This window comes from Streptomyces sp. MB09-02B (assembly GCF_033794485.1).
In the GTDB taxonomy this organism is placed as follows: Bacteria; Actinomycetota; Actinomycetes; order Streptomycetales; family Streptomycetaceae; genus Streptomyces.
Genome location: NZ_JARGEE010000048.1, coordinates 1 through 23,900, shown reverse-complemented (window position 1 = coordinate 23,900; position 23,900 = coordinate 1). Strand labels below are relative to the sequence as shown.

Annotated in this window: 24 protein-coding genes; 9 read left to right on the top strand and 15 right to left on the bottom strand. The window is 70.8% G+C overall.

The window, feature by feature from the left end:
- Positions 1 to 178 precede the first annotated feature (178 nt).
- Entirely contained in the window at positions 179 to 964 is a 786-nt protein-coding gene (nagB, locus tag P1P70_RS10125) for a glucosamine-6-phosphate deaminase (protein WP_319236360.1), read from the bottom strand.
- A 576-nt stretch (positions 965 to 1,540) separates the two neighbouring features.
- On the opposite strand from nagB, the gene P1P70_RS10120 reads away from it, so the two are divergent.
- Positions 1,541 to 3,007, top strand: a complete 1,467-nt coding sequence (locus P1P70_RS10120) for a PAS domain-containing sensor histidine kinase (protein WP_319236374.1) — start codon at positions 1,541 to 1,543, stop codon at positions 3,005 to 3,007.
- 176 nt (positions 3,008 to 3,183) lie between these two features.
- On the opposite strand, the gene P1P70_RS10115 is transcribed toward P1P70_RS10120, so the two are convergent.
- Both P1P70_RS10115 and P1P70_RS10110 read right to left on the bottom strand, forming a co-directional pair.
- Positions 3,184 to 3,441 carry a WhiB family transcriptional regulator gene (locus tag P1P70_RS10115; protein WP_003992873.1) on the bottom strand — a complete coding sequence of 86 codons (258 nt, stop codon included), beginning with the start codon at positions 3,439 to 3,441 and terminating at the stop codon, positions 3,184 to 3,186.
- A gap of 319 nt (positions 3,442 to 3,760) precedes the next feature.
- Positions 3,761 to 4,732 carry a diacylglycerol/lipid kinase family protein gene (locus P1P70_RS10110; RefSeq protein WP_319236358.1) on the bottom strand — a complete coding sequence of 324 codons (972 nt, stop codon included), beginning with the start codon at positions 4,730 to 4,732 and terminating at the stop codon, positions 3,761 to 3,763.
- A gap of 173 nt (positions 4,733 to 4,905) precedes the next feature.
- Between P1P70_RS10110 and P1P70_RS10105 the strand changes: the two genes are divergently transcribed.
- Positions 4,906 to 5,358: a hypothetical protein gene (locus tag P1P70_RS10105; protein WP_319236357.1), complete on the top strand. Its 453-nt coding sequence runs from the start codon at positions 4,906 to 4,908 to the stop codon at positions 5,356 to 5,358.
- Positions 5,359 to 5,595: 237 nt separating this feature from the next.
- Here P1P70_RS10105 and P1P70_RS10100 read toward each other — a convergent pair whose 3' ends face one another.
- From P1P70_RS10100 to P1P70_RS10090, 3 genes are all read right to left on the bottom strand, one after another.
- Complete coding sequence (locus P1P70_RS10100; protein WP_319236355.1) at positions 5,596 to 6,744, bottom strand: SigB/SigF/SigG family RNA polymerase sigma factor; 1,149 nt, start codon at positions 6,742 to 6,744, stop codon at positions 5,596 to 5,598.
- Positions 6,741 to 7,154, bottom strand: a complete 414-nt coding sequence (locus P1P70_RS10095) for an anti-sigma regulatory factor (RefSeq protein WP_033525425.1) — start codon at positions 7,152 to 7,154, stop codon at positions 6,741 to 6,743. The genes P1P70_RS10100 and P1P70_RS10095 overlap by 4 nt, the downstream gene beginning before the upstream one ends.
- A gap of 348 nt (positions 7,155 to 7,502) precedes the next feature.
- Positions 7,503 to 7,763, bottom strand: coding sequence for a UBP-type zinc finger domain-containing protein (locus P1P70_RS10090; RefSeq protein WP_319236354.1), 261 nt, complete (start codon positions 7,761 to 7,763; stop codon positions 7,503 to 7,505).
- Positions 7,764 to 7,822: 59 nt separating this feature from the next.
- Between P1P70_RS10090 and P1P70_RS10085 the strand changes: the two genes are divergently transcribed.
- Positions 7,823 to 9,418 carry a Na+/H+ antiporter gene (locus tag P1P70_RS10085; protein WP_319236353.1) on the top strand — a complete coding sequence of 532 codons (1,596 nt, stop codon included), beginning with the start codon at positions 7,823 to 7,825 and terminating at the stop codon, positions 9,416 to 9,418.
- On the opposite strand, the gene P1P70_RS10080 is transcribed toward P1P70_RS10085, so the two are convergent.
- On the bottom strand, positions 9,415 to 10,365 hold the full coding sequence (locus tag P1P70_RS10080) for a 1-aminocyclopropane-1-carboxylate deaminase/D-cysteine desulfhydrase (protein WP_319236351.1): 951 nt from the start codon (positions 10,363 to 10,365) through the stop codon (positions 9,415 to 9,417). The two genes, P1P70_RS10085 and P1P70_RS10080, sit on opposite strands and share 4 nt — an antisense overlap.
- Positions 10,366 to 10,419: 54 nt before the next feature.
- Positions 10,420 to 11,010 (bottom strand): N-acetylmuramoyl-L-alanine amidase, encoded by a 591-nt coding sequence (locus tag P1P70_RS10075; RefSeq protein WP_319236350.1) that lies wholly within the window; start codon positions 11,008 to 11,010, stop codon positions 10,420 to 10,422.
- 301 nt (positions 11,011 to 11,311) lie between these two features.
- Between P1P70_RS10075 and P1P70_RS10070 the strand changes: the two genes are divergently transcribed.
- The 5 genes from P1P70_RS10070 (at position 11,312) to P1P70_RS10050 (ending at position 15,755) form a co-directional block, all read left to right on the top strand.
- Complete coding sequence (locus P1P70_RS10070) at positions 11,312 to 12,718, top strand: family 2B encapsulin nanocompartment shell protein (protein WP_319236349.1); 1,407 nt, start codon at positions 11,312 to 11,314, stop codon at positions 12,716 to 12,718.
- 111 nt (positions 12,719 to 12,829) lie between these two features.
- Positions 12,830 to 14,029 carry a family 2 encapsulin nanocompartment cargo protein polyprenyl transferase gene (locus tag P1P70_RS10065; protein WP_319236347.1) on the top strand — a complete coding sequence of 400 codons (1,200 nt, stop codon included), beginning with the start codon at positions 12,830 to 12,832 and terminating at the stop codon, positions 14,027 to 14,029.
- Between the two features lie 182 nt (positions 14,030 to 14,211).
- Positions 14,212 to 14,787: a dihydrofolate reductase family protein gene (locus tag P1P70_RS10060; protein WP_319236345.1), complete on the top strand. Its 576-nt coding sequence runs from the start codon at positions 14,212 to 14,214 to the stop codon at positions 14,785 to 14,787.
- Between the two features lie 98 nt (positions 14,788 to 14,885).
- The gene (locus P1P70_RS10055; protein ID WP_319236376.1) at positions 14,886 to 15,287 is read left to right on the top strand and encodes a hypothetical protein; all 402 of its coding nucleotides are present in this window, start codon (positions 14,886 to 14,888) and stop codon (positions 15,285 to 15,287) included.
- A gap of 54 nt (positions 15,288 to 15,341) precedes the next feature.
- A complete protein-coding gene (locus P1P70_RS10050) occupies positions 15,342 to 15,755 on the top strand; it encodes a YciI family protein (RefSeq protein WP_319236344.1) in 414 nt (137 codons plus the stop codon).
- 128 nt (positions 15,756 to 15,883) lie between these two features.
- Here P1P70_RS10050 and P1P70_RS10045 read toward each other — a convergent pair whose 3' ends face one another.
- The 7 genes from P1P70_RS10045 to P1P70_RS10015 all read right to left on the bottom strand — a co-directional run bounded on the left by P1P70_RS10045 (position 15,884) and on the right by P1P70_RS10015 (position 22,450).
- Positions 15,884 to 16,678, bottom strand: coding sequence for a VOC family protein (locus P1P70_RS10045; RefSeq protein ID WP_319236343.1), 795 nt, complete (start codon positions 16,676 to 16,678; stop codon positions 15,884 to 15,886).
- A 160-nt stretch (positions 16,679 to 16,838) separates the two neighbouring features.
- The gene (locus tag P1P70_RS10040; RefSeq protein ID WP_319236341.1) at positions 16,839 to 17,291 is read right to left on the bottom strand and encodes a VOC family protein; all 453 of its coding nucleotides are present in this window, start codon (positions 17,289 to 17,291) and stop codon (positions 16,839 to 16,841) included.
- A 44-nt stretch (positions 17,292 to 17,335) separates the two neighbouring features.
- Complete coding sequence (locus P1P70_RS10035) at positions 17,336 to 17,761, bottom strand: helix-turn-helix transcriptional regulator (protein ID WP_319236339.1); 426 nt, start codon at positions 17,759 to 17,761, stop codon at positions 17,336 to 17,338.
- A gap of 81 nt (positions 17,762 to 17,842) precedes the next feature.
- On the bottom strand, positions 17,843 to 18,715 hold the full coding sequence (locus tag P1P70_RS10030; RefSeq protein ID WP_319236337.1) for a carbohydrate ABC transporter permease: 873 nt from the start codon (positions 18,713 to 18,715) through the stop codon (positions 17,843 to 17,845).
- Between the two features lie 16 nt (positions 18,716 to 18,731).
- A complete protein-coding gene (locus P1P70_RS10025; protein WP_319236335.1) occupies positions 18,732 to 19,718 on the bottom strand; it encodes a sugar ABC transporter permease in 987 nt (328 codons plus the stop codon).
- 126 nt (positions 19,719 to 19,844) lie between these two features.
- The gene (locus P1P70_RS10020; protein WP_319236333.1) at positions 19,845 to 21,200 is read right to left on the bottom strand and encodes a sugar ABC transporter substrate-binding protein; all 1,356 of its coding nucleotides are present in this window, start codon (positions 21,198 to 21,200) and stop codon (positions 19,845 to 19,847) included.
- Positions 21,201 to 21,427: 227 nt separating this feature from the next.
- A complete protein-coding gene (locus P1P70_RS10015) occupies positions 21,428 to 22,450 on the bottom strand; it encodes a LacI family DNA-binding transcriptional regulator (protein WP_319236331.1) in 1,023 nt (340 codons plus the stop codon).
- A gap of 182 nt (positions 22,451 to 22,632) precedes the next feature.
- Between P1P70_RS10015 and P1P70_RS10010 the strand changes: the two genes are divergently transcribed.
- A partial coding sequence (locus P1P70_RS10010) for a mucin-1 (RefSeq protein WP_319236329.1) occupies positions 22,633 to 23,900 on the top strand: 1,268 nt, incomplete at its 3' end.

Sequence of the window (23,900 nt, the reverse complement as noted above, 5' to 3'; positions counted from 1 at the left end):
CGGCAGAGGCCCCGAAGCCACCGGTACGGCGGGGCCCCCATCCGGCCGCCCACACACCTGCTCGACGGCCCGTAGCCGCATCCACCCCCGCACGCACATAGGCGCCACGGCCCTCCTCACCGGGCCGTGGCGCCTACGCACATCCTCCGCCTGCAGATCCCCTGCCTGGATCCCCTGCCTAGATCCCCTGCCAGTCCGGCTTGTGGTCGTACGTGTGCCGGAAGTAGTCCGCCAGCTTCAGCTTCGACGCTGCCCCCTCGTCCACCACGACGGTCGCGTGGCGGTGGAGCTGCAGCGCCGACGCGGGGCACACGGCCGCGACCGGCCCCTCCACGGTCGCCGCGACGGCGTCCGCCTTGCCCTCGCCCGTGGCGAGCAGCACCAGGTGCCGGGCCTCCAGGATCGTGCCGATGCCCTGCGTGATGACGTGGTGGGGCACCTGGTCGATGTCGCCGTCGAAGAACCGCGCGTTGTCGATCCGGGTCTGCTCCGTGAGTGTCTTGATCCGGGTCCGGGAGGCGAGCGACGAGCACGGTTCGTTGAATCCGATGTGCCCGTCGGTGCCTATGCCGAGCACCTGCAGATCCACGCCCCCCGCCTCGGCCAGCGCCCTGTCGTACGCCTCGCTCGCCCCCGCCACGTCCTCGGCGGTGCCGTCGGGCCCCATGAACGCGTCCATCCCGAGCCCCAGCGGCTCCAGCACCTCCCGTCGCAGCACCGAGCGGTACGACTCGGGATGCTCGGCCGGCAGCCCCACGTACTCGTCGAGCTGGGCCACCCGTGCCCGGGAGACGTCCACGGAGCCCGAGCGCGCCTTCCGCGCGAGCGCCTCGTAGATGGGCAGCGGGGTCGACCCCGTGGCCACCCCGACCAACGCGTCGGGCTTCCGCCGCAGCAACTCCGCCATCGCCTCGGCTATGAGCTCGCCACCCGCCTTGGCATCCGGAACGATGACAACTTCCACGCTGGGCCTGCCGATCTGGAAAGTAAGGACTCAAGAGGACTCGACCGGAACCTGCGGGGTCAAGCACCTGTCATGTGGTGTAGACCAATCTAGCAGGGCTGGCCCCTTCCCCACAGGGGGTGACCGGCCCGGCGACGGCGTTCCGGCCCGCCCCGGGCCGAGGCGGGCTACTCTGCGAGTGCACCGTTCGTGGAGGGCGGACAGGAGAACAACAACAAACATCCGCCAACGCATGGACACACGCAGTGGTCTAGTCAACAATGCGTGGTAGAGCATGTGATCGATCAGCGGCCCCGCCGCCGGAGATCGCACGCGACGACAAGCCTCCGTCTTCCCCGCACAGGAAGGCGGACCGAGGACCCGGGCTCTCTGCCCTGACTGCTCCGGATCCTCATCCTTCGGCCGACCGGGACCGCACACCCCACGGCCGATGTTGCTCCGGGCTGCGGTGCCGGGAGGGCTGAGGGTCCCTCTCAGGCGCCGCGGCCCGCGGGTGTTCCCGGGCCCGTACCGGCCCTCAGACGGCCGTTTCCGGTCAGATCCGTACCGCCAGGTACGCTCACACACGTGCCCTCCATGAACGAACTGGTCCGCCAGCACACCGCCCTCAGCGACTCCGACCTGGAGTGGCTGCACCTGCTGGTGTCGGAGTGGCAGCTGCTGTCCGACCTCTCCTTCGCCGACCTGGTCCTCTGGGTCCCCACACGCGACGGCACCCGCTATGTCTCCGTGGCCCAGATGCGCCCCAACACCGGCCCCACCTCGTACCAGGACGACATGGTCGGCCACCTGGTCCCGCGCGGCCGCCGGCCCCTGCTCGACGCCGCGCACGACGAGGGCAGGATCGTCCGCGAGGGCGATCCGGAGTGGCGCGAGGAGGTGCCCGTACGGGTCGAGTCCATCCCCGTGCGCAGGGAGGGCCGCGTCCTCGGCGTCATCGCGCGCAACACCAATCTGCTGACCGTGCGGACCCCGAGCCGCCTGGAACTGACGTATCTCCAGAGCGCCTCCGACCTGGCCCAGATGATCGCCGCGGGCGCGTTCCCGTTCCCCGACCAGCAGGTCGACATGGACGCCTCACCACGCGTCGGCGACGGGCTGATCAGGCTCGACGCCGACGGCATCGTCCAGTACGCCTCCCCGAACGCCCTCTCCGCCTATCACCGCCTCGGCCTCGCCGCCGACCTGGTGGGCTGCCACCTCGGCCGTACGACCGCCGAACTCGCCCCCTCCCGGGGCCCGGTCGACGAGGCGCTCGCCAAGCTGGCGAGCGGGTGGGCGCCGCGCGAGTTCGAGATCGAGTCCAGTGGCGGGGTGATCCAGTTCCGCGCCATCCCCCTCAAGCCCAAGGGCCCGCGCATCGGTTCGCTGGTGCTGCTGCGGGACGTGACCGAACTGCGGCGCCGCGAGCGCGAGTTGATCACCAAGGACGCGACCATCCGGGAGATCCACCACCGGGTGAAGAACAACCTCCAGACGGTGGCCGCCCTGTTGCGTCTCCAGGCCCGGCGCATCGAGTCCGAGCGCGGCAGGGAGGCCCTCGAAGAGGCCGTACGGCGGGTCGGGTCGATCGCCATCGTGCATGAGACGCTGTCCCAGAATCTGGACGAGCGGGTGGAGTTCGACGAGATCGCCGACCGGGTGCTCGCGATGGTCGCCGAGATCTCACCGGGCAAGGTCACCGGCCGGCGCACCGGACGGTTCGGCATCCTGGACGCGGAGGTCGCCACCCCGCTGTCCATGGTCCTCACCGAGATCCTGCAGAACGCCCTCGAACACGGTTTCCGCGAGGGAGACACCGGTTCGGTCGAGGTCTCCGCAGTCCGCGGCGGCGCATCCAAGGAGGCCCGGCTGCTCGTCACCGTCCAGGACGACGGTGTCGGACTCCCCGAGGGCTTCGACCCGCACCGCTCGGGCAACCTCGGCCTGCAGATCGTACGAACGCTGGTGGAGGGGGAGTTGGGCGGCACCTTCGACATGGTCCCGGCGCCGGAGCGGGGCACCCAGGTGATCCTGGACATCCCGGTGCGCGCCCAGAAGTAGCAGCGCCCACGACGGCCGTACCGGAAACAGCACCGAGCCCCGGACCATCAAGTGGTCCGGGGCTCGGGCAAGTGGCTGATTAAGCGCACCGGGGGCACTGCGCGCTGCGGCTCGGGGGCGGGAGATGCGCACTCGCTGTGCGCGCCGCCAAGCTCAGGCTATTGCTGGGTGGGATGTCAGGCGGATGCCTGACGGGCCCGGTTGCGGGCGGCGCGGCGCTTCATGGCGCGGCGCTCGTCCTCGCTGAGACCACCCCAGACGCCGGAGTCCTGGCCGGACTCAAGCGCCCACTGCAGACACTGCTCGATAACCGGGCAGCGACGGCAGACAGCCTTGGCTTCCTCGATCTGCAGCAGCGCAGGACCGGTGTTGCCGATGGGGAAGAAGAGCTCGGGGTCTTCCTCGCGGCAAACGGCGTTGTGACGCCAGTCCATGGCTGCTACCTCTCCTTGGTATTACATGCACGTTAGCTTGTGAATGTGAACGCTTTCACGAATCCCTCAACAAGTGAAGGGCCGATCACCAGACGGACTGGCGTGGTCCTGTGGATTGAGGAGGGGTTCTGGCGCTTGCTTGAGCCGGTGTTGCGGGCTGTCCCGAGCGCCACGTAGAGACTCGCAAACCTCAGCGGCGGATACAACCCCTTCCGGAAAGTTTTTTTTGATTCCTCGGTGTCGACTGTGTCACAGCCGTACTTCCATGGGGTGGATCCTGGCCTAAACGTTCGAGTGGAAGGACTTTTGCCCGTTCCGCTCACACAATCACACGCAGTGCACGGCGTACGCCTGTGAACGTCACGCTCGTTCGCAGTCCGAGGTGGTCGCCGTCCATCTGGAGGGGGAGGGGGACCTTCGAATGCAAGGTGAAGTCGGTCAGGTCATGCAGGGTGGTGGCGTGCTTACCCTGGGGTCCCCGCTCGGGGGACGAAGTGAGCAACTGTGTGCCATATCGGGCGAGCGCGGGCGTCGACATGCGGCTGAGACCGAGTACGTCGAGACCTTTATCGAACGAGGCCTTAGGCGACGCGTACACCGGGCGATTGCCCAGAAACGTCCACGGGGACGTGTTGCAGACTATGGACAGCACAAGATCGGAAATGGGGTCCTCGCCGGCCCGCTCCAAAGTGATCGTGCCGAGTCTGCGATGGGGCTCTTCCAGAAACTGCCGGAAAGCCTGACGCAGGTAAAGGGCGTGTGTGGATTTCCGTCCGCGTTCCCGCTGTTGCTCGACCCGGCCGATCACACCCGCGTCGAATCCGAGGCCGGCGCAGAAGGTGAACCAGCGGGACGGCACCGCCTCGTCCTCCGTGCCCGGGGTGCCGGAGGCCATGCCCAGGCCGACCGTGCGCTCCCGGCTCTCGCGCAGGGCGTCGAGCAGGACGCCGGTCGCCTCCACGGCGTCGTTGGGCAGGCCCAGGGCGCGGCCGAAGACATTGGTGGAGCCGCCGGGGACCACGGCGAGACGGGGCAGGCGGTCGGGGTCCGGGCCGTGGTGCAGCAGGCCGTTGACGACCTCGTTGACCGTGCCGTCGCCGCCGAGCGCGACGACCAGTTCGATGTCGCCCTTGCCCTCGGCGGCCTGGCGGGCGAGGTCGCGGGCGTGACCCCGGTACTCGGTGGTCACCGCCTCCAGCTTCATCTCGCTCGCGAGAGCGTGGATCAGCACATCGCGCGTACGTGCGCTTGTGGTGGTAGCCGCCGGATTGACCACGAGAAGTGCACGCATGAGTTGCAGGGTACCTACTGGGTGGTACCCGGCCCATACCGAGGTGCGGATCAAGGGGGAGATCGGGTAGTGACGATCAGCACGTGGGGGCGCGCGAACGCGGGGTACGTGTCGCGCACGGGGCCGGACACCGGGAGCGGAGCGTGCGCCGGGGCGAGGGCTACCCTTCAGGGGTGAGCCCTGAGCAGACCCCCACGCCGGACACCTCCGACGCCGAGCCCCGCCCCGGGCGGCTGACGGCCGCGGCCGCGCTGGCCGCGCTGGAGGGGGTGGCCCTGCTGGTGGGTGGCGGGGCCATGCTCGTCGTCGGTCTCACCGGTGACGCGGACGACCTGAGCACCGGCGTCACCGGCGGCATCACCCTGATCGCGCTGGCCCTGCTGCCGCTGATCGCCGCGCGCGGGCTGCTGCTGCGGCGCGGGTGGAGCCGGGGCCCCGCCGTCATCACCCAGATCATGGCGCTGCCGGTGGCCTACAACCTGCTGCGTGCCGACAGCGTGGCGATCCCGGCGGGCATCGCGCTGGCGGTGGTGGCCGTGGCCGCGCTGGTCCTCCTGATCAACCCCGCCACGACCCGGGCCCTCGGCATCCAGGGCCCGGGGCGGGCGCAGGAGCCGAAGGCGTAACGGCCGGACGGTCACGGAGGTGCTCGGCCGCCCCCGGACACCGAGGAGTCCGGGCACTGCCGACGACTCCTGAAGCCGTCTCCCGCCGGAGGCGGCGTGGCCGGCGAGGCGGACAGCACCTCGCGGGTGGTGTGGTCGAGATGTCGGTGCGGTCGGGCGTCGGTGCGGGCGTCGCTCGTACCTGCTCGGGCTCGGTCCTTCCCGGGCTGCTCAGCCGCTCCTGGCCGCTGCTCCCCGCTACTCCTCGACGAGCAGCTTCTCCCGCAGCTGCGCCAAGGTCCTCGCCAGCAGCCGGGAGACGTGCATCTGCGAGATGCCGACCTCCTGGGCGATCTGCGACTGCGTCATGTTGCCGAAGAACCGCAGCAGCAGGATCCGCTTCTCGCGCGGCGGGAGATCCTCGAGCAGCGGCTTCAGGGACTCCCGGTACTCGACGCCCTCCAGCGCCTCGTCCTCCGCACCGAGGGTGTCCGCGACCGCCGGGGACTCGTCGTCGGTGTCGGGGACGTCCAGGGAGAGCGTGGAGTACGCGTTGGCCGACTCCAGGCCCTCCAGGACCTCCTCCTCGGAGATGGCCAGCTTCTCGGCCAGCTCGTGCACCGTCGGGGAGCGCCCGTGCTGCTGCGACAGCTCCGCCGTGGCCGTGGTCAGCGCGAGCCGCAGCTCCTGCAGCCGACGCGGTACCCGCACCGCCCAGCCCTTGTCGCGGAAGTGCCGCTTGATCTCACCGACGACCGTCGGGGTCGCGTACGTCGAGAACTCCACGCCGCGGTCCGGGTCGAAGCGGTCCACCGACTTGATCAGGCCGATGGTGGCGACCTGGGTCAGGTCGTCCAGCGGCTCGCCGCGGTTGCGGAACCGGCGTGCGAGGTGCTCCACGAGCGGCAGGTGCATCCGGACGAGCCGGTTGCGCAGCTCCGCGTACTCGGCGCTGCCGTCCGGCAGGGCGCGCAGCTCCACGAACAGGGCACGCGCCCCACTGCGGTCGTGAGGGTCGTGCCGTGCGTTTCGCACGCTCTGCGCGTTCGCCTCGTCGTGTCGCTCGTGCTCGCTCATAGTCCCGCCCGCCGTCACCGTTCCCCCAGCCCTCGACTGTGCGCGAGCGGGGGAGGCCCCAGTCCGCCCTCGTGAGGACGTGGTGCTCCGTAGGACATCCTCCGGATCCCGTTGCCCGTCGGAGGGCGTCTCGTCGTCGGCCGGCTCCGCCCACCGAGACGCTCCGGCCGCCGCCGAGGACTCGTCCTCCGGGTGCGGCCGGGCCTGCTCGGGGATGCCGTCGACGCCGTCCGCCAGATGCGCCGGCCCACTCGGACCGCCGTCGTCCTCCGCGGGCAGTTCCCGTGTGCCGCGTTCTTCGTCCCGCACCGGCCCGTCCCCGTTCCTCACGCCGGCCCGGGTCCCGCGCCGCGCTGTTTGTAGAGGCTGATCGAAACGGTTTTGTCGTCGGCCACCGCGGAGGAGACCTTGCCCGCCAGGGCCGACAGCACGGTCCAGGCGAAGGTGTCGCGCGAGGGGGCGTGGCCGTCCGTCGTGGGGGCCGAGACCGTGACCTCCAGCGAATCGTCGACCAGACGGAAGACACAGCTGAGCACCGAGCCGGGCACGGCCTGCTGAAGCAGGATCGCGCAGGCCTCGTCGACCGCGATGCGCAGGTCCTCGATCTCGTCGAGGGTGAAGTCCAAACGGGCCGCGAGGCCGGCCGTCGCCGTACGCAGCACCGACAGGTAGGCACCCGCGGCCGGCAGCCGGACTTCCACGAAGTCCTGGGTCCCGGGCTCGCCTGCGATCTGGGACACCCTCACCTCCAAGGTGGTACAAGCTTTTTCGGGGGCCGAGGGTCGCCCCCCGGGGTAACGCGCTACGTGGTTCAGCGGTGACGCTATCGCGCTACCGAGCGCCGTGTCCTCGGGGTCCTGAGGACCCCACCCCATGCTGTCACTCATAGTAAGCCTATGAATACGCTCGGTGGCTAGAGGTCTGCGGGCCTCAAATAGGAAGAGCACGCGCCGGATTGACGTACCCGGGCGCCGGACCGCCGAACCGTGTCACACGAGTACGTCGACGTGTCACGGGGTGACATGGTTCCGTCGTACGACGTCTCGGCCGTGTTCGTCAAACAAGTACATGGTCGAACGAGCGCGCGGTCAAACAAGGACATGGTCCACGAAGCACCAGCGCCAGGTCTCGCCGGCCTCGAACGTACGCATGATGGGATGGCCGCTCTCCTTGTGGTGCGCGGTGGCGTGGCGCATCGGCGAGGAGTCGCAGCAACCCACGTGTCCGCACTCCAGGCACATCCGCAACTGCACCGGGTGGCTCCCGGCGGCCAGGCACTCCGGGCAGGTGTCGCTCAGGGGATCGGGCTCGGGGTGCGGCAGCGCGTCCGAGTGCGTGCACTGTTTCATGATTGCCAGGTTACGACGGGCGCGCGGAACCTCGCGCGGAAACGAAGGCGGCGGAAGCGATGCACTTTTTGCCCTTGCTGTTGCTGGTCGCAGGGAGTGCGACGGTCGCCGGGGCCGCCCGGCGCACGCCGGTGCCCGCCCCACTGCTGCTGGTCGCGGCCGGGCTCGCGGTGTCGTACCTGCCCGGCGTGCCGCACTACGAACTCGACCCCGAGATCGTCCTGCCGCTGATCCTGCCCCCGCTGCTCTACACCGCCGCCAGCGACAGCTCCTACCTCGACCTGCGGGCCCAACTGCGGCCCGTGGCCCTGCTGTCGGTCGGTTATGTCCTCTTCGCGACCCTGGCCGTGGGCTGGGCCGCGTACCTGATCGTGCCGGGGATGCCGCTGACCGCCGCGCTGGTGCTCGGCGCGGTGGTGGCGCCGCCGGACGCGGTCGCGGCGACGGCGGTCGCCCGGCGGGTGGGGCTGCCCTCGCGGATCACCACGATCCTGCAGGGCGAGTCCCTGGTGAACGACGCGACCGCGATCACCGCCTACCGGGTGGCCCTCGCGGCCACCATCGGCGAGGGCGCGAGCTGGACCGGCGGGATCGTGGAGTTCCTGGTGGCGGCGGTCGGCGGTGTCGCGGTGGGCCTGCTGCTGATGGTGCCCCTCCACTGGCTGCGCACGCACCTCAAGGAGGCGCTGCTGCAGAACACCCTCTCGCTGCTGATCCCGTTCGTTGCCTACGGGCTGGCCGAGTCGGTGCACGCTTCCGGGGTGCTGGCCGTGGTGGTCGTCGGCCTGTACCTCGGCCACCGCAACTGGCAGGTCGACTTCGCCACGCGCCTCCAGGAGGAGGCCGTCTGGAAGATGGTCGCCTTCCTGCTGGAATCCGCCGTGTTCGCCCTCATCGGACTCCAGCTCCCGGTCGTCCTCGAAGGACTCGGCGAGTACGAGGGGGTCCGCGCCACCTGGTACGCCGTGGCCGTCTTCCTCGTGGTCGTGGTGTCCCGGTTCGTCTGGGTCTATCCGGCGACCTTCCTGCCGCGGATACTGTCGCGACGCATTCGGGAACGGGAACCCGACCCCACCTGGAGGGGTCCGTTCGTCGTCGCCTGGGCCGGCATGCGGGGCGTCGTGTCGCTGGCCATCGCCTTCTCGATCCCGCTCACCGTGCACGGCGGGGAGGACTTCCCCGAGCGGAACCTGATCCTCTTCCTGACCTTCACCACGGTCATCGGGACGCTCGTCATCCAGGGGCTCACCCTGCCGCCGCTGATCCGCTTCCTGAAGCTGCCGGGACGCGACCAGCAGGCCGAGACCCTCGCCGAGGCCAACGCCCAGGCCCAGGCGTCCCGAGCGGCCGAGGCCCGGCTGGACGAACTCCTCGCGAACGAGAGCAACGAACTGCCGCCCCCGCTCGTCGACCGCCTCCACACGGTCCTGGAACGGCGCCGCAACGCCGTCTGGGAGCGGCTGGGCGCCGTGAACCCGGTGACCGGCGAGAGCGTCGACGACACCTACAGCCGCCTCTCCCGCGAGATGATCGGCGCCGAACGCGAGGTCTTCGTCAAGCTGCGGGACGGCAGATACATCGACGACGAGATGCTGCGCACCCTGCTGCGGAGGCTGGACCTGGAGGAGGCGGCGGTCTACCGCGAGGCCTCCTAGGGTCCGTCTGGCAGGCCCTCGACCGCGCGCTCCGGGAAGGGGCGGCCCGTGATCACTGCCGCGAGCGTCGTCCCGCCCGGGAAGGCGCCCTCCGCGGCCAGGGTGACAAGTCCGTAGAGCAACTTGGCGACATAGAGACGCTCCACCGGGACGTGGTGGCGGGTCTCGAAGTCGTCCGCGAAGGCGTCCAGTTCGGGCGAGGTGCGGGCGTAGCCACCGAAGTGGAAGCGGTCGTCGAGACTCCAGTTGCCGCGCTGGCCGCCGAACGCCCGGTCCTGAAGCTGTCGTATCTCCTCGTCGAGGAAGCCGCCCTTGAGAACCGGAATGCCGAGGGTGCGCTGGCCGGGAGCCAGTCCCGCGGCCAGTCCGGCGAGGGTGCCGCCGGTGCCGCAGGCGAGGGCGACGACGTCGGCCCGGCCGCGCAGTTCCGCGCCGAGATCCTGGCAGCCCTGGACGGCGAGCGAGTTGCTGCCGCCCTCGGGGACCACGTACGCGCCGTCGGCGTCGGCGGCACGGAGGACGGCGGCCAGGGTGGCCGGGTCGGACTTGTGGCGATACGTCGACCTGTCGATGAAGTGCAGCCGCATGCCGTCCGCCGTGCAGCGGGCGAGGGACGGGTTGAGGGGCCGGTCGGCCAGCTCCTGGCCGCGGACCACACCGACGGTGGGCAGGCCCAGGAGGTGGCCGGCGGCGGCGGTGGCGCGCAGATGGTTCGAGTAGGCGCCGCCGAAGGTGAGCAGCGGGCGGCCCGCCGCCGCGCGCAGGTTCGGGACCAGCTTGCGCCACTTGTTGCCGACGAGCCGTGGATGGATCAGGTCGTCGCGCTTGAGCAGCAGCCGGAGGCCGTGGCGAGCGAAGCGCTCGTCCGTGACCTCCTGGAGAGGGGAGGGCAGCCTCGGGCGCAGGACGGCGGTGGGGTCGTCGGAGGCGGAGGGCTGGCCGGTCACGTGCTCATTGTCGGACACATGACCGGTCGGCGTCGGCGCGCCCGCGGTCGGGCCCTATTTCAGACGGTCCCGGACGCGCTCTCTCATGTGGGCCATGGTGAAGCCCCGGGGGTCGATCTTCCCGGGCTGCCATTCGAGGTGGCCGATGACGGACCGCTGGTTCCAGCCGTGGTGGCGGCAGACGGCGGCGGAGACCCGCTCGATGGCGTCGAGCTGCGCCCGCGGCCAGGGGTCCTCTCCGTCGCCGAGGTTCTCGCACTCGAAGCCGTAGAAGTGCCGGTTGCCGTCGGTGTTGGACTCGTTGTCCTTGGGCAGCGCCTTCTCGGCGATCACGGCCCGCAGCACGTCGTCGTCGCCCAGCCCGGCGTGGTTGGCCCTGCCGTACCCGACGAGGTGGACCCGGCCGTCCTTGGTGATCACACCGTGGCACAGCGGGCCGGGCAGACCCGAGTACCCGTTGCGGCAGATACGGATGGTGCGTTCGCTGCCGGAGGTGACGGTGTGGTGGATCATCACCCCGTGGACGGGCCCCCACGGGCCCACGTGGTTGCGGTTGTGATGCTCCCAGTCGCCGACCTCGACGACCCGGACGCCCTCGTTCCGGAGGACGGCGAGGAACCTGCTCGCGGACATGGGTGGGGCCATGACCGACTCCTTCGTGCGCTGCGACGGCCGCTGGTCGTGGCCGCCTCGTACGCACGCTTGTACCCCTGACGCCCGACAGGAGCCAGTCGGCTGTGGGCCGTACGGGTCGATCCGGTCAGATTCGCGGAGGCCCCCGACGGACGCACGCGTGGTCGACAGAACCCGCGGACATGCCCAGTCTCCGAAGATCCATTCCCGCTCTTTCGGGTAATAGCATCGGCACGCTCCGTGATGCAAGGCTGGAAGGCGAGATCGGTGACCGCGATCAGTGCGTTCAGTGCATACCCGGAGGGGAATCCGCATGTCGGTAGGCGAAGAGGTTCGCTCGCAGCAGGACAGGCCGCAGCAGAGTCTCGGCACGGCCGCTGCCCGGAACCTGGCCACCACCACCAAGTCCACGCCCCAGATGCAGGAGATCAGCTCGCGCTGGCTGCTGCGCACCCTGCCCTGGGTGAACGTGCAGGGCGGCACGTACCGGGTGAACAGGCGGCTCACCTACGCGGTCGGCGACGGCCGCGTCACCTTTGTGAAGACCGGCGACCGGGTGGCCGTCATCCCGGCGGAGCTCGGCGAACTGCCGGCCCTGCGGACTTACGAGGACATCGACGTCCTGGGCGAACTGGCCCAGCGGTGCGAGCAGCGGGAGTTCGCGCCCGGCGACGTCCTGGCCGAATTCGGCAGCCAGGCGGAGGAGGTGTTCCTGCTCGCGCACGGCAAGGTCGAGAAGATCGGCACCGGACCCTACGGCGACGACGCGGTCCTCGGCGTACTGGCCGACGGTGCCTACTTCGGCGAGCAGGCCCTGCTCGACCCCGACGCGATCTGGGAGTACACGGCCCGCGCGGTCACCGCGTGCACGGTGCTCGTCCTACCGCGCCGGGCCGTCGAGCAACTCGCCGAGCGCGCCGAGACGCTGAGCGAACACCTGCAGGAACAGCGCTCGATCCCGTCGCAGCGCACCAACAAGTACGGCGAGAAGGAGATCGACCTCGCCGCCGGCCACAGCGGTGAGCCGGACATCCCGCACACCTTCGTCGACTACGAGGCCGCCCCGCGCGAGTACGAACTCAGCGTCGCCCAGACCGTCCTGCGCATCCACACGCGCGTGGCCGACCTCTACAACCAGCCGATGAACCAGACCGAGCAGCAGATCAGGCTCACGGTCGAGGCGTTGAAGGAACGCCAGGAGCACGAGCTCATCAACAACCGGGAGTTCGGCCTCCTGCACAACTGCGAGTACGACCAGCGGCTCCAGCCGCACGACGGTGTGCCCAGCCCGGACGACCTGGACGAGCTGCTCTGCCGACGCCGGGGCACCAAGCTCCTGCTCGCCCACCCGCGCGCCATCTCCGCGTTCGGCCGCGAGCTGAACAAGCGCGGACTGGTCCCGGAGACCGTCGACATCGCCGGCAACCGCATCCCCACCTGGCGCGGCGTGCCGATCTACCCGTGCAACAAGATCCCGGTGACCGAGGCCAGGACCACGTCGATCATCGCCATGCGTACCGGCGAGGAGGACCAGGGCGTCATCGGTCTGCGGGCAGCGAGCATCCCCGACGAGATCGAGCCCAGCCTGTCCGTGCGGTTCATGGGCATCAACGAACAGGCGATCATCAAGTACCTCGTGACGGCCTACTACTCGGCCGCCGTCCTGGTCCCCGACGCGCTCGGCGTCCTGGAGAACGTCGAGATCGGCCGCTGGAGGTGACCCTGTCCGCACGGACGCCGTGTCCCCGCCCGACGGGGCGGGGACACCCCGCGAGCACGCGCCCGCGCACAGCGCGACGGCCGTCGTCCGCGGCCCATTCCAGGCGACCCCATGGGTGAGTCCGTGACGGAGGCGCAGCGGAGCCCCGCCGGTGGGGTCCCGAGACCGGCGGTGGTCGTCGAGCGGAACCGGAGGAGAGTCCTGGAGCCGGGAGGGGACGCGGAACCGGAGAGGACCGAGCCCGCCGCCGGTGCCGGCGGGCCGGCCGGCCGGGCGGGCGCGGTGAACGGCCTCGAAGGACACGAGGCGGCGGGGATCCTGGAACAGGCGCGGACGTCGGTCGATCCCGAACTGCGCCGGGCCGTCGGATCGTTGCCCGCGTCGATGCGCCGCGTCGCGCGCTACCACTTCGGCTGGGAGGACGCGGACGGTACCCCGGTCACGGGGAACGCCGGCAAGGCGATACGCCCGGCGTTGGTCCTGGCCGCAGTCGCCGCGCTCGGCGGGCAGGAGTCCGCCGCCGTGCGGGCCGCCGCCGCAGTGGAGCTGGTGCACAACTTCACGCTGCTGCACGACGACGTGATGGACCGGGACACCACGCGCAGACACCGGGCCACCGCGTGGACCGTGTTCGGGATTCCCGACGCGATCCTGGCCGGGGACGCGCTCCAGGCGCTGGCGCAGCAACTGCTCGCCCAGGACCCGCATCCGGCGTCGGCAGCGGCAGCCGCCCGGCTCGCGTCCTGTGTCGTCGAACTGTGCGCGGGCCAGCACACCGACACCGAGCTGGAGGGGCGCCGACCGCAGGAGGTCACTCTCGACGAGGTGCTCGTCATGGCCGAGGCGAAGACGGGCGCGCTGCTCGGCTGCGCCTGCGCGGTGGGCGCGTTGTACGCGGGCGCCGGTGACGAGGAGGTCGAGGCTCTCGACGCGTTCGGGCGGGAGGCCGGGCTGGCCTTCCAGCTCATCGACGACGTGATCGGCATCTGGGGCGACCCGAGCCACACCGGCAAGCCGGCCGGGGCGGATCTCATGGTCCGCAAGAAGTCCCTCCCGGTCGTCGCCGCGCTCGCCTCCGGCACCCCGGAGGCCGCCGAACTCGCCGAGCTCTACGGACTGCCGTACGCGGAGGGAGACCTGGAGCGCACGGCGTCGGCCGTGGAGCGGGCCGGTGGGCGCGACTGGGCGCAGATCCAGGCCGCCGACCGTATGGCCAGGGCCATGCACGAGCTCTCCCGCGCGGTGCCGGACCCCGAGTCGGCCGGAGGTCTGCTCGCACTGGCCGAATTCGTGACGCGGCGCAGCAGCTGAGGCGGGCCGAGGGGTGGTTGATGCTCCGGAGGCGTCATGCCGTGCGGACCTGACCCCGCGCGGTGCCGGCGCCTTCGGGTGGCCGGCGGGTCCCGCACATCCCCACGGTGTGCGGGGCCCGCCGGTTCGTCGAGGGGCTGTCGCGCGGTCCCGCGCGCTCCGTACGAGGGAAAGGGACCGGTTTGCGCAAGCTGACGTACCTCGTCGCATGTTCGATCGACGGGTTCATCGGGGACCCCGACGGCGATGCGTCGTACATGTGTCCGTACGTGGTGGGTGACTACGCCGAGTACCTGAAAGCGGAGCACCCGGACACCAACCCGACCCACGTCCGTCGGCTCATCGGCACCGGTGGGCTGCCCAACAAGGACTACGACACGGTCATCCAGGGCCGTGGCAGCTACTACATGGCGTTGAAGGAGGGCATCACCAGCCCGTACGCCCATCTGCGCGAGTACGTCGCCTCGCGCACGCTGAAGGAGTCGCCCGACCCGAACGTGGAGATCATCTCGGACGACCTGGTGGGCAAGGTCCGCGAACTCAAGGCGGAGAACGGTGATCTCGGCATCTACCTGTGTGGCGGCTCGGTGATCGCGGGAGAGCTGATCGACGAGCTGATCATCAAGACGTACCCCGTCGTCCAGGGCACCGGCCTCCCGATGTTCGGCTCCGGATTCGCTCTCACCGAGTTCACGCTCGACGACGTGCGCGGCTTCGACAACGGGGTGGTCGTACGGAAGTACGGCAGGAAGCGCTGAGCGCTGAGCGCTGAGCCGGTGCCGGGCGGGCGACGGCCCCGGAGATTGCCGGTGCACGGCGGGGAGCGGGGTGACCCCGTCGGCCCTACCCTGAGGGCATGGGCATCGACGAGCATGTCTGCCCGGTCTGCGGACAGCCTGTGGCCACGGTCGTACGGCGGCACAAGACGCTGGGCGCGTGGGTACCCGTATGGGGTCCGGGTCCGTGCAGGAACCACGAGTGTGCGGTGTACGTCGACGAGGCCGTCGAGGCCGCGGAGGCAGTCGCGGAGAAGCCCCGGGCGGTGGCCCGGCGGACGCACGCGAGCCATGGCGCGCATGGCGGTCACGGTGATCGGGCCGGTCACGGAGGCCCGGCCGGTCAGCCCGGTCAGCCCGGTCGTGAGGCGCACCCGGACGATGCCGGGGCGGCGGCCGGGCCGGCCGCGGTGACGGCCCCGGCGCCGGCTGCGGTGACGGACCCGGCTCCCGCCGGGGAGAGGACCGAGGAGAAGGCCTGACCTGGCTGGTCCGGCCCCTGGCTGCCGGCCCGTGGCGGACGAAGGAGCGGACACATGAAGTTCCTGATGATGGTCCTCGGTACGCAGGCGGACTACGAGGGCATGCGGGGCAAGGCGTCCGAGCACTCCCCGGCCTGGACGCAGGAACAGTTGCGGGCCATGTACGCCTACATGAGCGCGATCAACGACGACCTCACCGAGACCGGGGAGATGATCGACGGACAGGGGCTGGCCGAGCCGGCGAGCACCCGGTTCGTCACGGCGGACATCGACGGCAAACCGGTGATCACGGACGGCCCGTACCCGGACACCGCCGAACTGCTCGCCGGCTACTGGCTCCTGGACTGCGCCGACCTGGACCGGGTCACGGAGATTGCCGCCCGCGTCGCCCAGTGCCCCGGCCCCGAGGGGCTCAAGGAGTACCCGGTGGTCATCCGCCCGGTGCTCGAAGGCGCGGAGGAGATCTGAGCCGACGCGTGTCCCGGACGGCAGGCCCGTGTCCCGGACGGTCGGCTCGCGACCCGGACGGCAGGCCAGGGTCTCGGACGGCGGGCCCGTCGGGGCTCACCTGTCCTCCTCTCACCGGGGCCCCGGCCTCAGCCCGCCGTCGGAGGCAGCCCGCCTGTCTCCGGGGACCGGCCCGTCAGGCAGTACGTGCCGCCCGCCGGGTCGCGCATCACGGTCCAGTGCGGCTGGTGGGACACGCAGGTGGCGCCGAGGGATTCGTGGTGGGCTCGTGTGGCGTCGATGTCGGCGCAGGCGAAGTCGAGGTGGGCGGAGGCCGGGCGAGGGGTGTCGAGGCGCTGGAGGAGGATGCGGAGGGGAAGACCGGCCGGCGGGCGAAGGACATGGAACTCCGGGCGGGAACCGGGTCGGGAGTCCCATCCCGTCAGGGCCGCCCAGAAGGTGACCTCATCCGCGAAAGCGTCCGGCGACACGTCCAGGCACACCTGGTCCAGCCGGCTCCCGTCCCTCCCGTCCCTCCCGTCCACCACCGGCGGCCGCTTGGCCTCCCCGTGCCACGGCACCGCGCAGAAGAGATGCCCGGCGGGTGAGCGCAGCACCGCCCAGCCGTCGTGCGGGGCGACCGCCTCGGCGCCGAGCCGGACCGCCCGGTCGACGAGCGCGGGGACGTCCTCGACCGCGAGATCCAGGTGAGCGCCACCGCCCGACTCGACCCCCTGCGCCTTCACCCACGCGTCGTCGCTCTCGGGCAGCAGGGTGACGAACTCGCCCTGATCGCCCCGGGGCGCGGACAGTCGTGTTGCCGTGACCGCCGTCCAGAAGGCACAGGCCCGCTCGAACACGGCCGTCGGCCGGTCGACGAAGGCGTACGTCCACCGAATCGGCCCGCCGGCCTCGCCCGCCCTGCCCTCCGAGCCGCCGTCCATGCCTTCGTCCCCGCCGCCGCTACCGCCCACTCCACCCACAGCGCCGCTCCCTGTCGTACGGTCCAACCCCACGGCTGAACGACTCGTACGGTCCCTCGCCGCCCCGTTCCACGCAACGCCGTTTTCCGTGGGGCGAGCCGACGGCGCCGCACCCGGGTGATCAGTTCCGGCGCTGCATGAAGCGCAGCATGTTGCCCGCCGGGTCGCGGAACGCGCAGTCGCGGACGCCGTACGGCTGGTCCATGGGCGCCTGGAGGACGTCGGCACCCGAGGCTTCGACACGGGCGTAGAGGGCGTCGCAGTCGGTCGTGGTGAAGTTGACGCCCCGCAGGACGCCCTTGGCGAGGAGGGTGGCGATGGTCTCGCGGTCGGCCGCGGAGATGTCGGGGTCGGCGGCGGGCGGCTCCAGGACGATCTCCACGTCCGGCTGGAGCGGGGAGCCCACGGTGACCCAGCGCATGCCCTCGAAGCCCACGTCACCGCGGATCTCCATGCCCAGGACGTCACGGTAGAAGGCGAGCGCCTTGTCATGGTCGTCCACGGCGAGGAAGCACTGGGCGAGCTTCACGTCCGGGGCGAGGCCGTGCGCGGTGTTCGGATCGTTCGTAGCCATGCCCTCACACTAGGTCGGTCCGCACGGTCCCGTCCGGGCGTGACCTAGGACGCTTCGACCGGTTCCGCCGTACGTATGCGGTGTCGGGTCGGTCGGGTCAGGCGCTTCGCCACGCACGCGGGGATGGCCGCGCCCTCCTCGTGCGGGCGGGCCCGGTAGGCGCTCGGTGTCTCGCCGACCAACTCCGTGAAGCGGGAGCTGAACGAGCCCAGCGACGTACATCCCACGGCCATGCACACCTCGGTCACCGTGAGGTCGCCGCGGCGCAGCAACGCCTTGGCGCGCTCTATCCGGCGGGTCATGAGATAGCCGTACGGGGTCTCGCCGAAGGCCGCGCGGAAGCTGCGCTGGAAGTGTCCGGGGGACATCAGCGCGGTGCGGGCGAGCGCGGTCACGTCCAGCGGCTCGGCGTACTCGCGGTCCATGCGGTCCCGCGCCCGCCGCAGCCGCACCAGATCGTCCCGGTTCATGTCCACAGCATCGCACCGGCCACTGACAACGGCCCACGCGCGGGACTGCGGGTCACGGTCGACCCGGAGCGGCACGGGGTGTCACCCCTTCACCGCCGAGCTGGCCACCCCCTGGACGAACCACCGCTGGAAGAAGGCGAAGACGACCAGTACCGGCAGGACGAGGAGGACGCCGAAGGCGAGGATCTGGCCCCAGTCCGGGGGTTGCTGCCCCTGGAAGACGCTCATCTCCAGCGGCAGCGGGCGTACCGACGGGTCGGAGACCATCAGCACCGGCCACAGGAACGACCCCCACTGGGTGAGGAAGGTCAGGATGGCGACCGAGGCGAAGGCCGGCTTCGACATCGGGACGATGATCGCGAAGAAGGTGCGCCAGGGGCCGGCGCCGTCCAGCCGGGCCGCCTCCTCGATGCTCGGCGGGATCGAGCGGAAGAACGTGTGGAACTGGTAGACCGAGAAGGCGTTGGCGACGAACGGGAGCGCCTGGATGAAGAGCGTGTTCCGCTGGTCGTTGAACATGTAGAACAGCGGCACGGCCACCGACTCGAACGGCACCAGCATCAGCAGCAGGACCAGCGTGAAGACGGCCTCCCGGCCCCGCCAGCGCAACCGCGAGAGGCCGTACGCCGCCATCGAGTTGACGAAGAGACCGCCGGTCACCACCACGAACGCCAGCAGTAGCGAGACGCCCATGAACTGCCAGAAGTAGCCCGTGCTGTCGGAGTTCAGGCTGTCCAGGACGGCGGAGTAGTTGTCGAAGGACAGATGGGTGGGGAGGAAGCCGGACAGCCCGTTGAGGACCTCGTCGGACGGCTTGAGGCTGCCGAGGAGGAGATAGAGGGCGGGCAGCGCGAAGACGAACGCCAGGACGGAGAGAACCGCGTAGTCGAGGAAGCGGCGCAGCGGCCCGCGGGACGGACCGGTACCCGTGCTGGTGCCGGTACCCGTACTCATCGTCGTAACCATGTGCTCAGTCCTCGTTGTCGGGCCGGACGACGCGGCGCTGGATCAGGGTCAGGGCGACCACGATCAGGAAGAACACGACGGTGATCGCGGACGCCTGGCCGATGTTGTTCTGGTCGAAGGCGGTGGTGACGGCCTGGTACATCACCGTGCGGGCCGCGTCCTCGTCGAGGCCGCCGCCCTTGACCAGGACGTACACCTGGTCGAAGACGCGGAAGGACAGCACCGAGGTGAGCATCACGACGAAGACGAGGGTGGAGCGGATGCCCGGCAGCGTGACGTGCCGGAACTGCTGCCAGCGCGTGGCCCGGTCGAGCTGGGCGGCCTCGTAGAGCTCGCCCGGTATCTGCTGGAGCCCGGCGAGCAGGATGACCATCTGGAAGCCGACGCCCTGCCAGACGGAGAGCACGATGATCGATGCCATCGCGGTCAGGCCGTCGCCGAGCCAGTCGAACGCGCCCCAGTTGCCGAGGCTCACCGCGTCCAGCGCCGAGTTGAGCATGCCCTGGTCGCTGCGGGCGAGGATCAGCCGCCAGATCACCGCGACCAGGGCCATCGGGAAGACGACCGGCATGAAGAACACCGACCGGAAGATCCCGATCGCCTTCAGCTTGCGGTTCAGCAGGATCGCCAGGCCCAGCGCGAGGCCGGTCTGGAGGGGGACGACGACCACGGCGAAGGTCAGGTTGTTGAGCAGCGCCCGCAGGAAGGGGCCGGAGAGGTCGGGGTCGGTGAACAGCCGCCGGTACTGCTCGACTCCGAAGAAGGTGGGTTCCAGCGGGGAGCCGAGGCGCACGTTGTAGAAGGAGAGCACGACGGCGTAGCAGAAGGGGATGCCGACGAAGGCGATCAGTCCGGCGACGGCGGGGGCCGACATGAGCAGCCCGTGCAGCCATGTGCGGTCGCGGCGTGACGGCCGCCGGGCCGGTGTGCCGGGGGATGCGGCCTGCTGCCGGCCTGGGGCCGCCGCGGGCGCGGGTTCCACGGTTTTCACGGAGGGGTCCTCTTCCCGGAGGGGCGGACGGACACGGTGTGCGCGCCCGCCCCGGCCGATGGGTTCGGCTGAACCCGTTGAGTTCGACTGGACCGATGGGTGCGATGCGGCCGACCGGGCGCGTCGCTACGGGATCTCGTAACCGGCGTTGTCGGAGAAGTCCCGGTCGATGGCGCGGGCGGCCTTCGACAGGGCGTCCTTCGGGTCGGCGCCGCCGTAGATCGAGTTCACGGCCTCGCTGAACTTCGCGGTCACCACGGGGTATCCGGCGGTCACCGGACGGGTGACGGCGACACACGACGCGCTGATGTCGCTGTCGCCGCAGGGCTTGGCGAGCTGGTCGGCGAAGAGCTGGAGCGGGCCGCCCTGCTGGTAGAGGGGGCTCGCGGCGAGCGCGGACTTCGTGGCCGGCGGCGCGCCGTTGGCCTTCGTCATGGCGCCGACGTTGGTGTCGTCGAGCAGGAAGTCCAGGAAGGTGCCCGCGGCCTTGGCGTTCTTGCTGTTCGCGCCGACGCCCCAGGCCCACGAGCCCTGGCCGGTCTTCGGGCCGTCGCCGAAGTCGGGCAGCGGCAGTACGACCAGGTCGTCGCCGAGCGCCTCGCTGTAGGCGGGGTACATCCAGTGCCCGACCCAGCTCAGGGCGACCCGGCCCTTGGCGAAGGCGTTGCCGTCGGTGTTGGCGTCCGTCGCGGCCTTCCAGGACTGGAAGGTCTTCATGGCCGACACCACGGCGGGGGTGTCGAGGGCACCCTCGGCCTTGCCGTCCTTGAGCAGGGAGCCGCCGGCCGACCAGACGATCGGGGCGAACCCGTAGGTCCCCCATTCGTTGGCGTAGCCGTTGCCCTCCTGGAGGTCGATGACCTTGCCGTCGGAGTCCTTCGGCTTGAGCGCCTTGAGCGCGGCGTCGAACTCCTTCGCCGTCCAGGCGTCGTCCAGGCCCTTCGGGTACGTCACCCCGGCCGCGTCCAGCAGCTTCTTGCTGCCGTACATGCCGAGTCCGGAGTCGAACATGCCCAGGCCGTAGTGCTTGCCGTCGATCTCGCCCTGCGCCTTGCTCGCGTCGCTGGCGTTGGCGAGCGTCTTGGCGGAGACGTGGTCGTCGATCGGGGCGAGCTTCTTGTTGTAGACGAAGTTCGCCATCGTCGGTCCGTCGAACTCCAGGACGTCCGGCAGTTCGCTCGCGTCCGTCGCGGTGATCGTCTTGGTGTAGTCGGTCTCCGGTATCAGCTTCAGCTCGACCTTGACCTTCTTCTGCGAGGAGTTGAACGACTTCACCGCGTTCTGCAGTGCCTCCGACTCGCTCTTCTGCCCCTGGTGGGCCCAGACGCTGATCGTCCCCTCGCCGCTGCCGGCCTCGGCGGACGTGTCGCCCCCACCGCCTCCGCCGCAGGCGGCCAGCACCGCCAGGGGAAGGGCCAGGGCCACTCCCGTACGGGCGGCGCGGCGGAACCTTCTGCTGGTCGAGCCGGTGGTCGGATTCATGGTGTGTGCCTCCGTGCGGGATGAGGGTGCGAGGTGCGGGGGGCTCTCGGGTGCTTGGGCGGCCGGGCCCGACGGCGTTCGGCGGGCGGGGACTTGAGAGGTACGGGGCGTGCAGGCCGTATGGGGTGTGCGGGCCGTATGGGGTGTGCGGGCCGTGCGGGGTGTACGGGTCGTCCGGGGTGTACGGGTCGTACGGGACGTGCGGGGTGTACAGGGCGGCCGGGACGTCACTGGGGTCCGCGCGGGCGCGGCGGCGCCGTCGTCTCGCGCAGGACGAGGCGGATGGGCATCTCCACCCGGCCGGGCGGCTGTTCGGCCCCCGGTTCGTCCAGTTGCCGCAGCAGCAGCCGGGCGGCCTCCGCGCCCTGCCCGGCGACCGGCTGGGCGACGGTGGTCAGCCCGACCACATCGGCGAGTTCGTGATCGTCGAACCCGACCACGGACACGTCCTCCGGCACCCGCAGCCGATGCCGTCTGAGCGCGCGCAACGCGCCCATCGCCATCTCGTCGGACTGGGCGAACACGGCGGTCGGCGGCCGGGACGCGGCCAGCAGCTCGGTCATCGCCCGCTCGCCGCCGTCCACCGTGTAGTCGCCGTCAGCCACCAGCGCCGGATCGGGCTCGATCCCGGCCTCGGCGAGGACGTGCAGATAGGCGGTGCGACGGTCGACGGGGGTGGTCCAGTGCAGTGGCCCGCTGGCCCCGGAGATCATGCCGATCCGGCGGTGGCCGAGGTTCACCAGATGCCGTACGGCGCTCTCCGCGCCCGCCCGGTCGTCGATGCCCACCACCGTGAAGCCGGGCCGGGCGCCCCCGACCGTGGAGGCCAGCGGCACCCCGAGGGAGCGCAGCGCGGCGGACTCGTCCTCGTCCGGGATGAGCAGCGACAGCACCGCGTCGACCCGCTTGCGCACCGGCAGCTTGGTGAAGAACCGCTTGCGCGCCTCGGCCGAGCCCAGGTTGTAGAGCAGCACGTCGTACCCGGCGGCGCTGAACACCTGCTCGGCGGCGTCCAGCACGGTCCCGAAGAACCAGCGGCCGATGTACGGGGCGACGACCCCGATCGTGTACGTGCGCCCACTGGCCAGGCTGGACGCCGAACGGGACGCGGTGTAGCCGAGCTGTGCGGCGACGGCCGCGATCTGGGTGCGTACCTCGTCCGATACGCCCGGCCGGCCCCGCAGCGCGCGGGACACGGTGGACGCCGAGACGCCGGCGGCGCGGGCGACATCGGTGATGCTGACCGTCACGGCGGATTTCTCCCGTCGGGTTCACGTCGGTGTGCGTGGGGGGTGACGTGACCGTAAACCCGGCCTCCCTGTTGCGCAAGCGTTTGCGTTCAGTTTTACTTGCGCTGATTCTCAAGCGATACCTCACTGGACCAAGGTCAGCGCACGCGTTTGGGCGCTACGAGCCGACAGGACTGCTGCGCATGCGATACGCCCCGCCGGGCCTCTGCGTGAACGACTTCGCCCTGCTCCGCGAGGACGACGGCACCTACACGGTGCTGCATCTCCAGGGGCCCTGGACCGCCGAGTTCGACCATCTGCGGATGGAGACCTCCTACGGCCGGGCCACCTCGGCCGACCTGGTCGGTTGGCGGCCTGAGGGCACCGCCTTCGGCAACGGTCTGCCCGGCCGCTTCGACCAACAGGCGGTGTGGACGATGCATCCCGTCCGCCACGGCACCGGCAGCGCGATGTTCTACACCGGGGTGAGCGGGCTGACGCCGGAGGGCTGGCCCCTGCAGTCCGTCGGCCTCGCCCGCTCCGACCGCACGGACGGCACGGGCTGGCGGCGCCACGGCACCGGACCGGTCGTCGAGGCCGACCCCCGCTGGTACCGCACGGCCGACAGGATGGGCTGGCGCGACCCGTTCGTCGTCCCCGACGACGAGGGCGAGGGCTGGGTCATGGTGATCTGCGCGAGCGACGCCTCGCTCCCCGTGGAGGTCAGCGGCTGCGTGGCCCTCGCGACCTCCCCGGACCTGGAGCACTGGACCGTCCACCCGCCACTGATCTCCCCGGGTGACGTGAACGAGCTGGAGTGTCCCGTCCTGGAGCGCCTCGACGACGGCACCTGGCTCCTGCTGGGCTCGATCGGCGCGACGCGCGGCTTCGACGCGTGGACGGCCCCACGGCTGCGCGGCCCCTGGACCCGGCACGGGCAACTCGGCCCCACGGGGGCGTACGCCCCCCGCGTCATCCTGGACCCCGACGGCTCCCGAGTCGTGCTGCACACGACCCCCCGCCGGGTCGGCCTCACCGACGCCGGCGACCCGTGCCGGGGCATGCTCGCCCAGCCCAAATCCTTGGTCGTGGGGGCGGATTCGGCCCCGCACCTGGCCTGGTGGCCCGGCCTCGACGCCTGGCTCGGCGACCCGACGACCGCCCCCGCACTCCACGCGGTCGGCGACATCGCCCTCTCCGGCGGTCCCGTCGAGATCGCCCTGCGCACCGATACCGCCGACCCCGCTCGCCCGGCCCTCACCGTCACCTGCGACGGCAGGAAGCTCCACATCACGGGCCCGGCCGGCACCCCGTTCGCCGAGACGGTCCTGCGCGAACTCCCCACGTCACTGCGCATCCTGACGGTCGGCGAGTACGTCGAGGTCTACGCGGACGGCGTCTTCGCCCTGACCGCCCTCTGCTACTCCGGCCGCCCCGCCCCCTGGACGGTCACGACCGACGACCACACCGC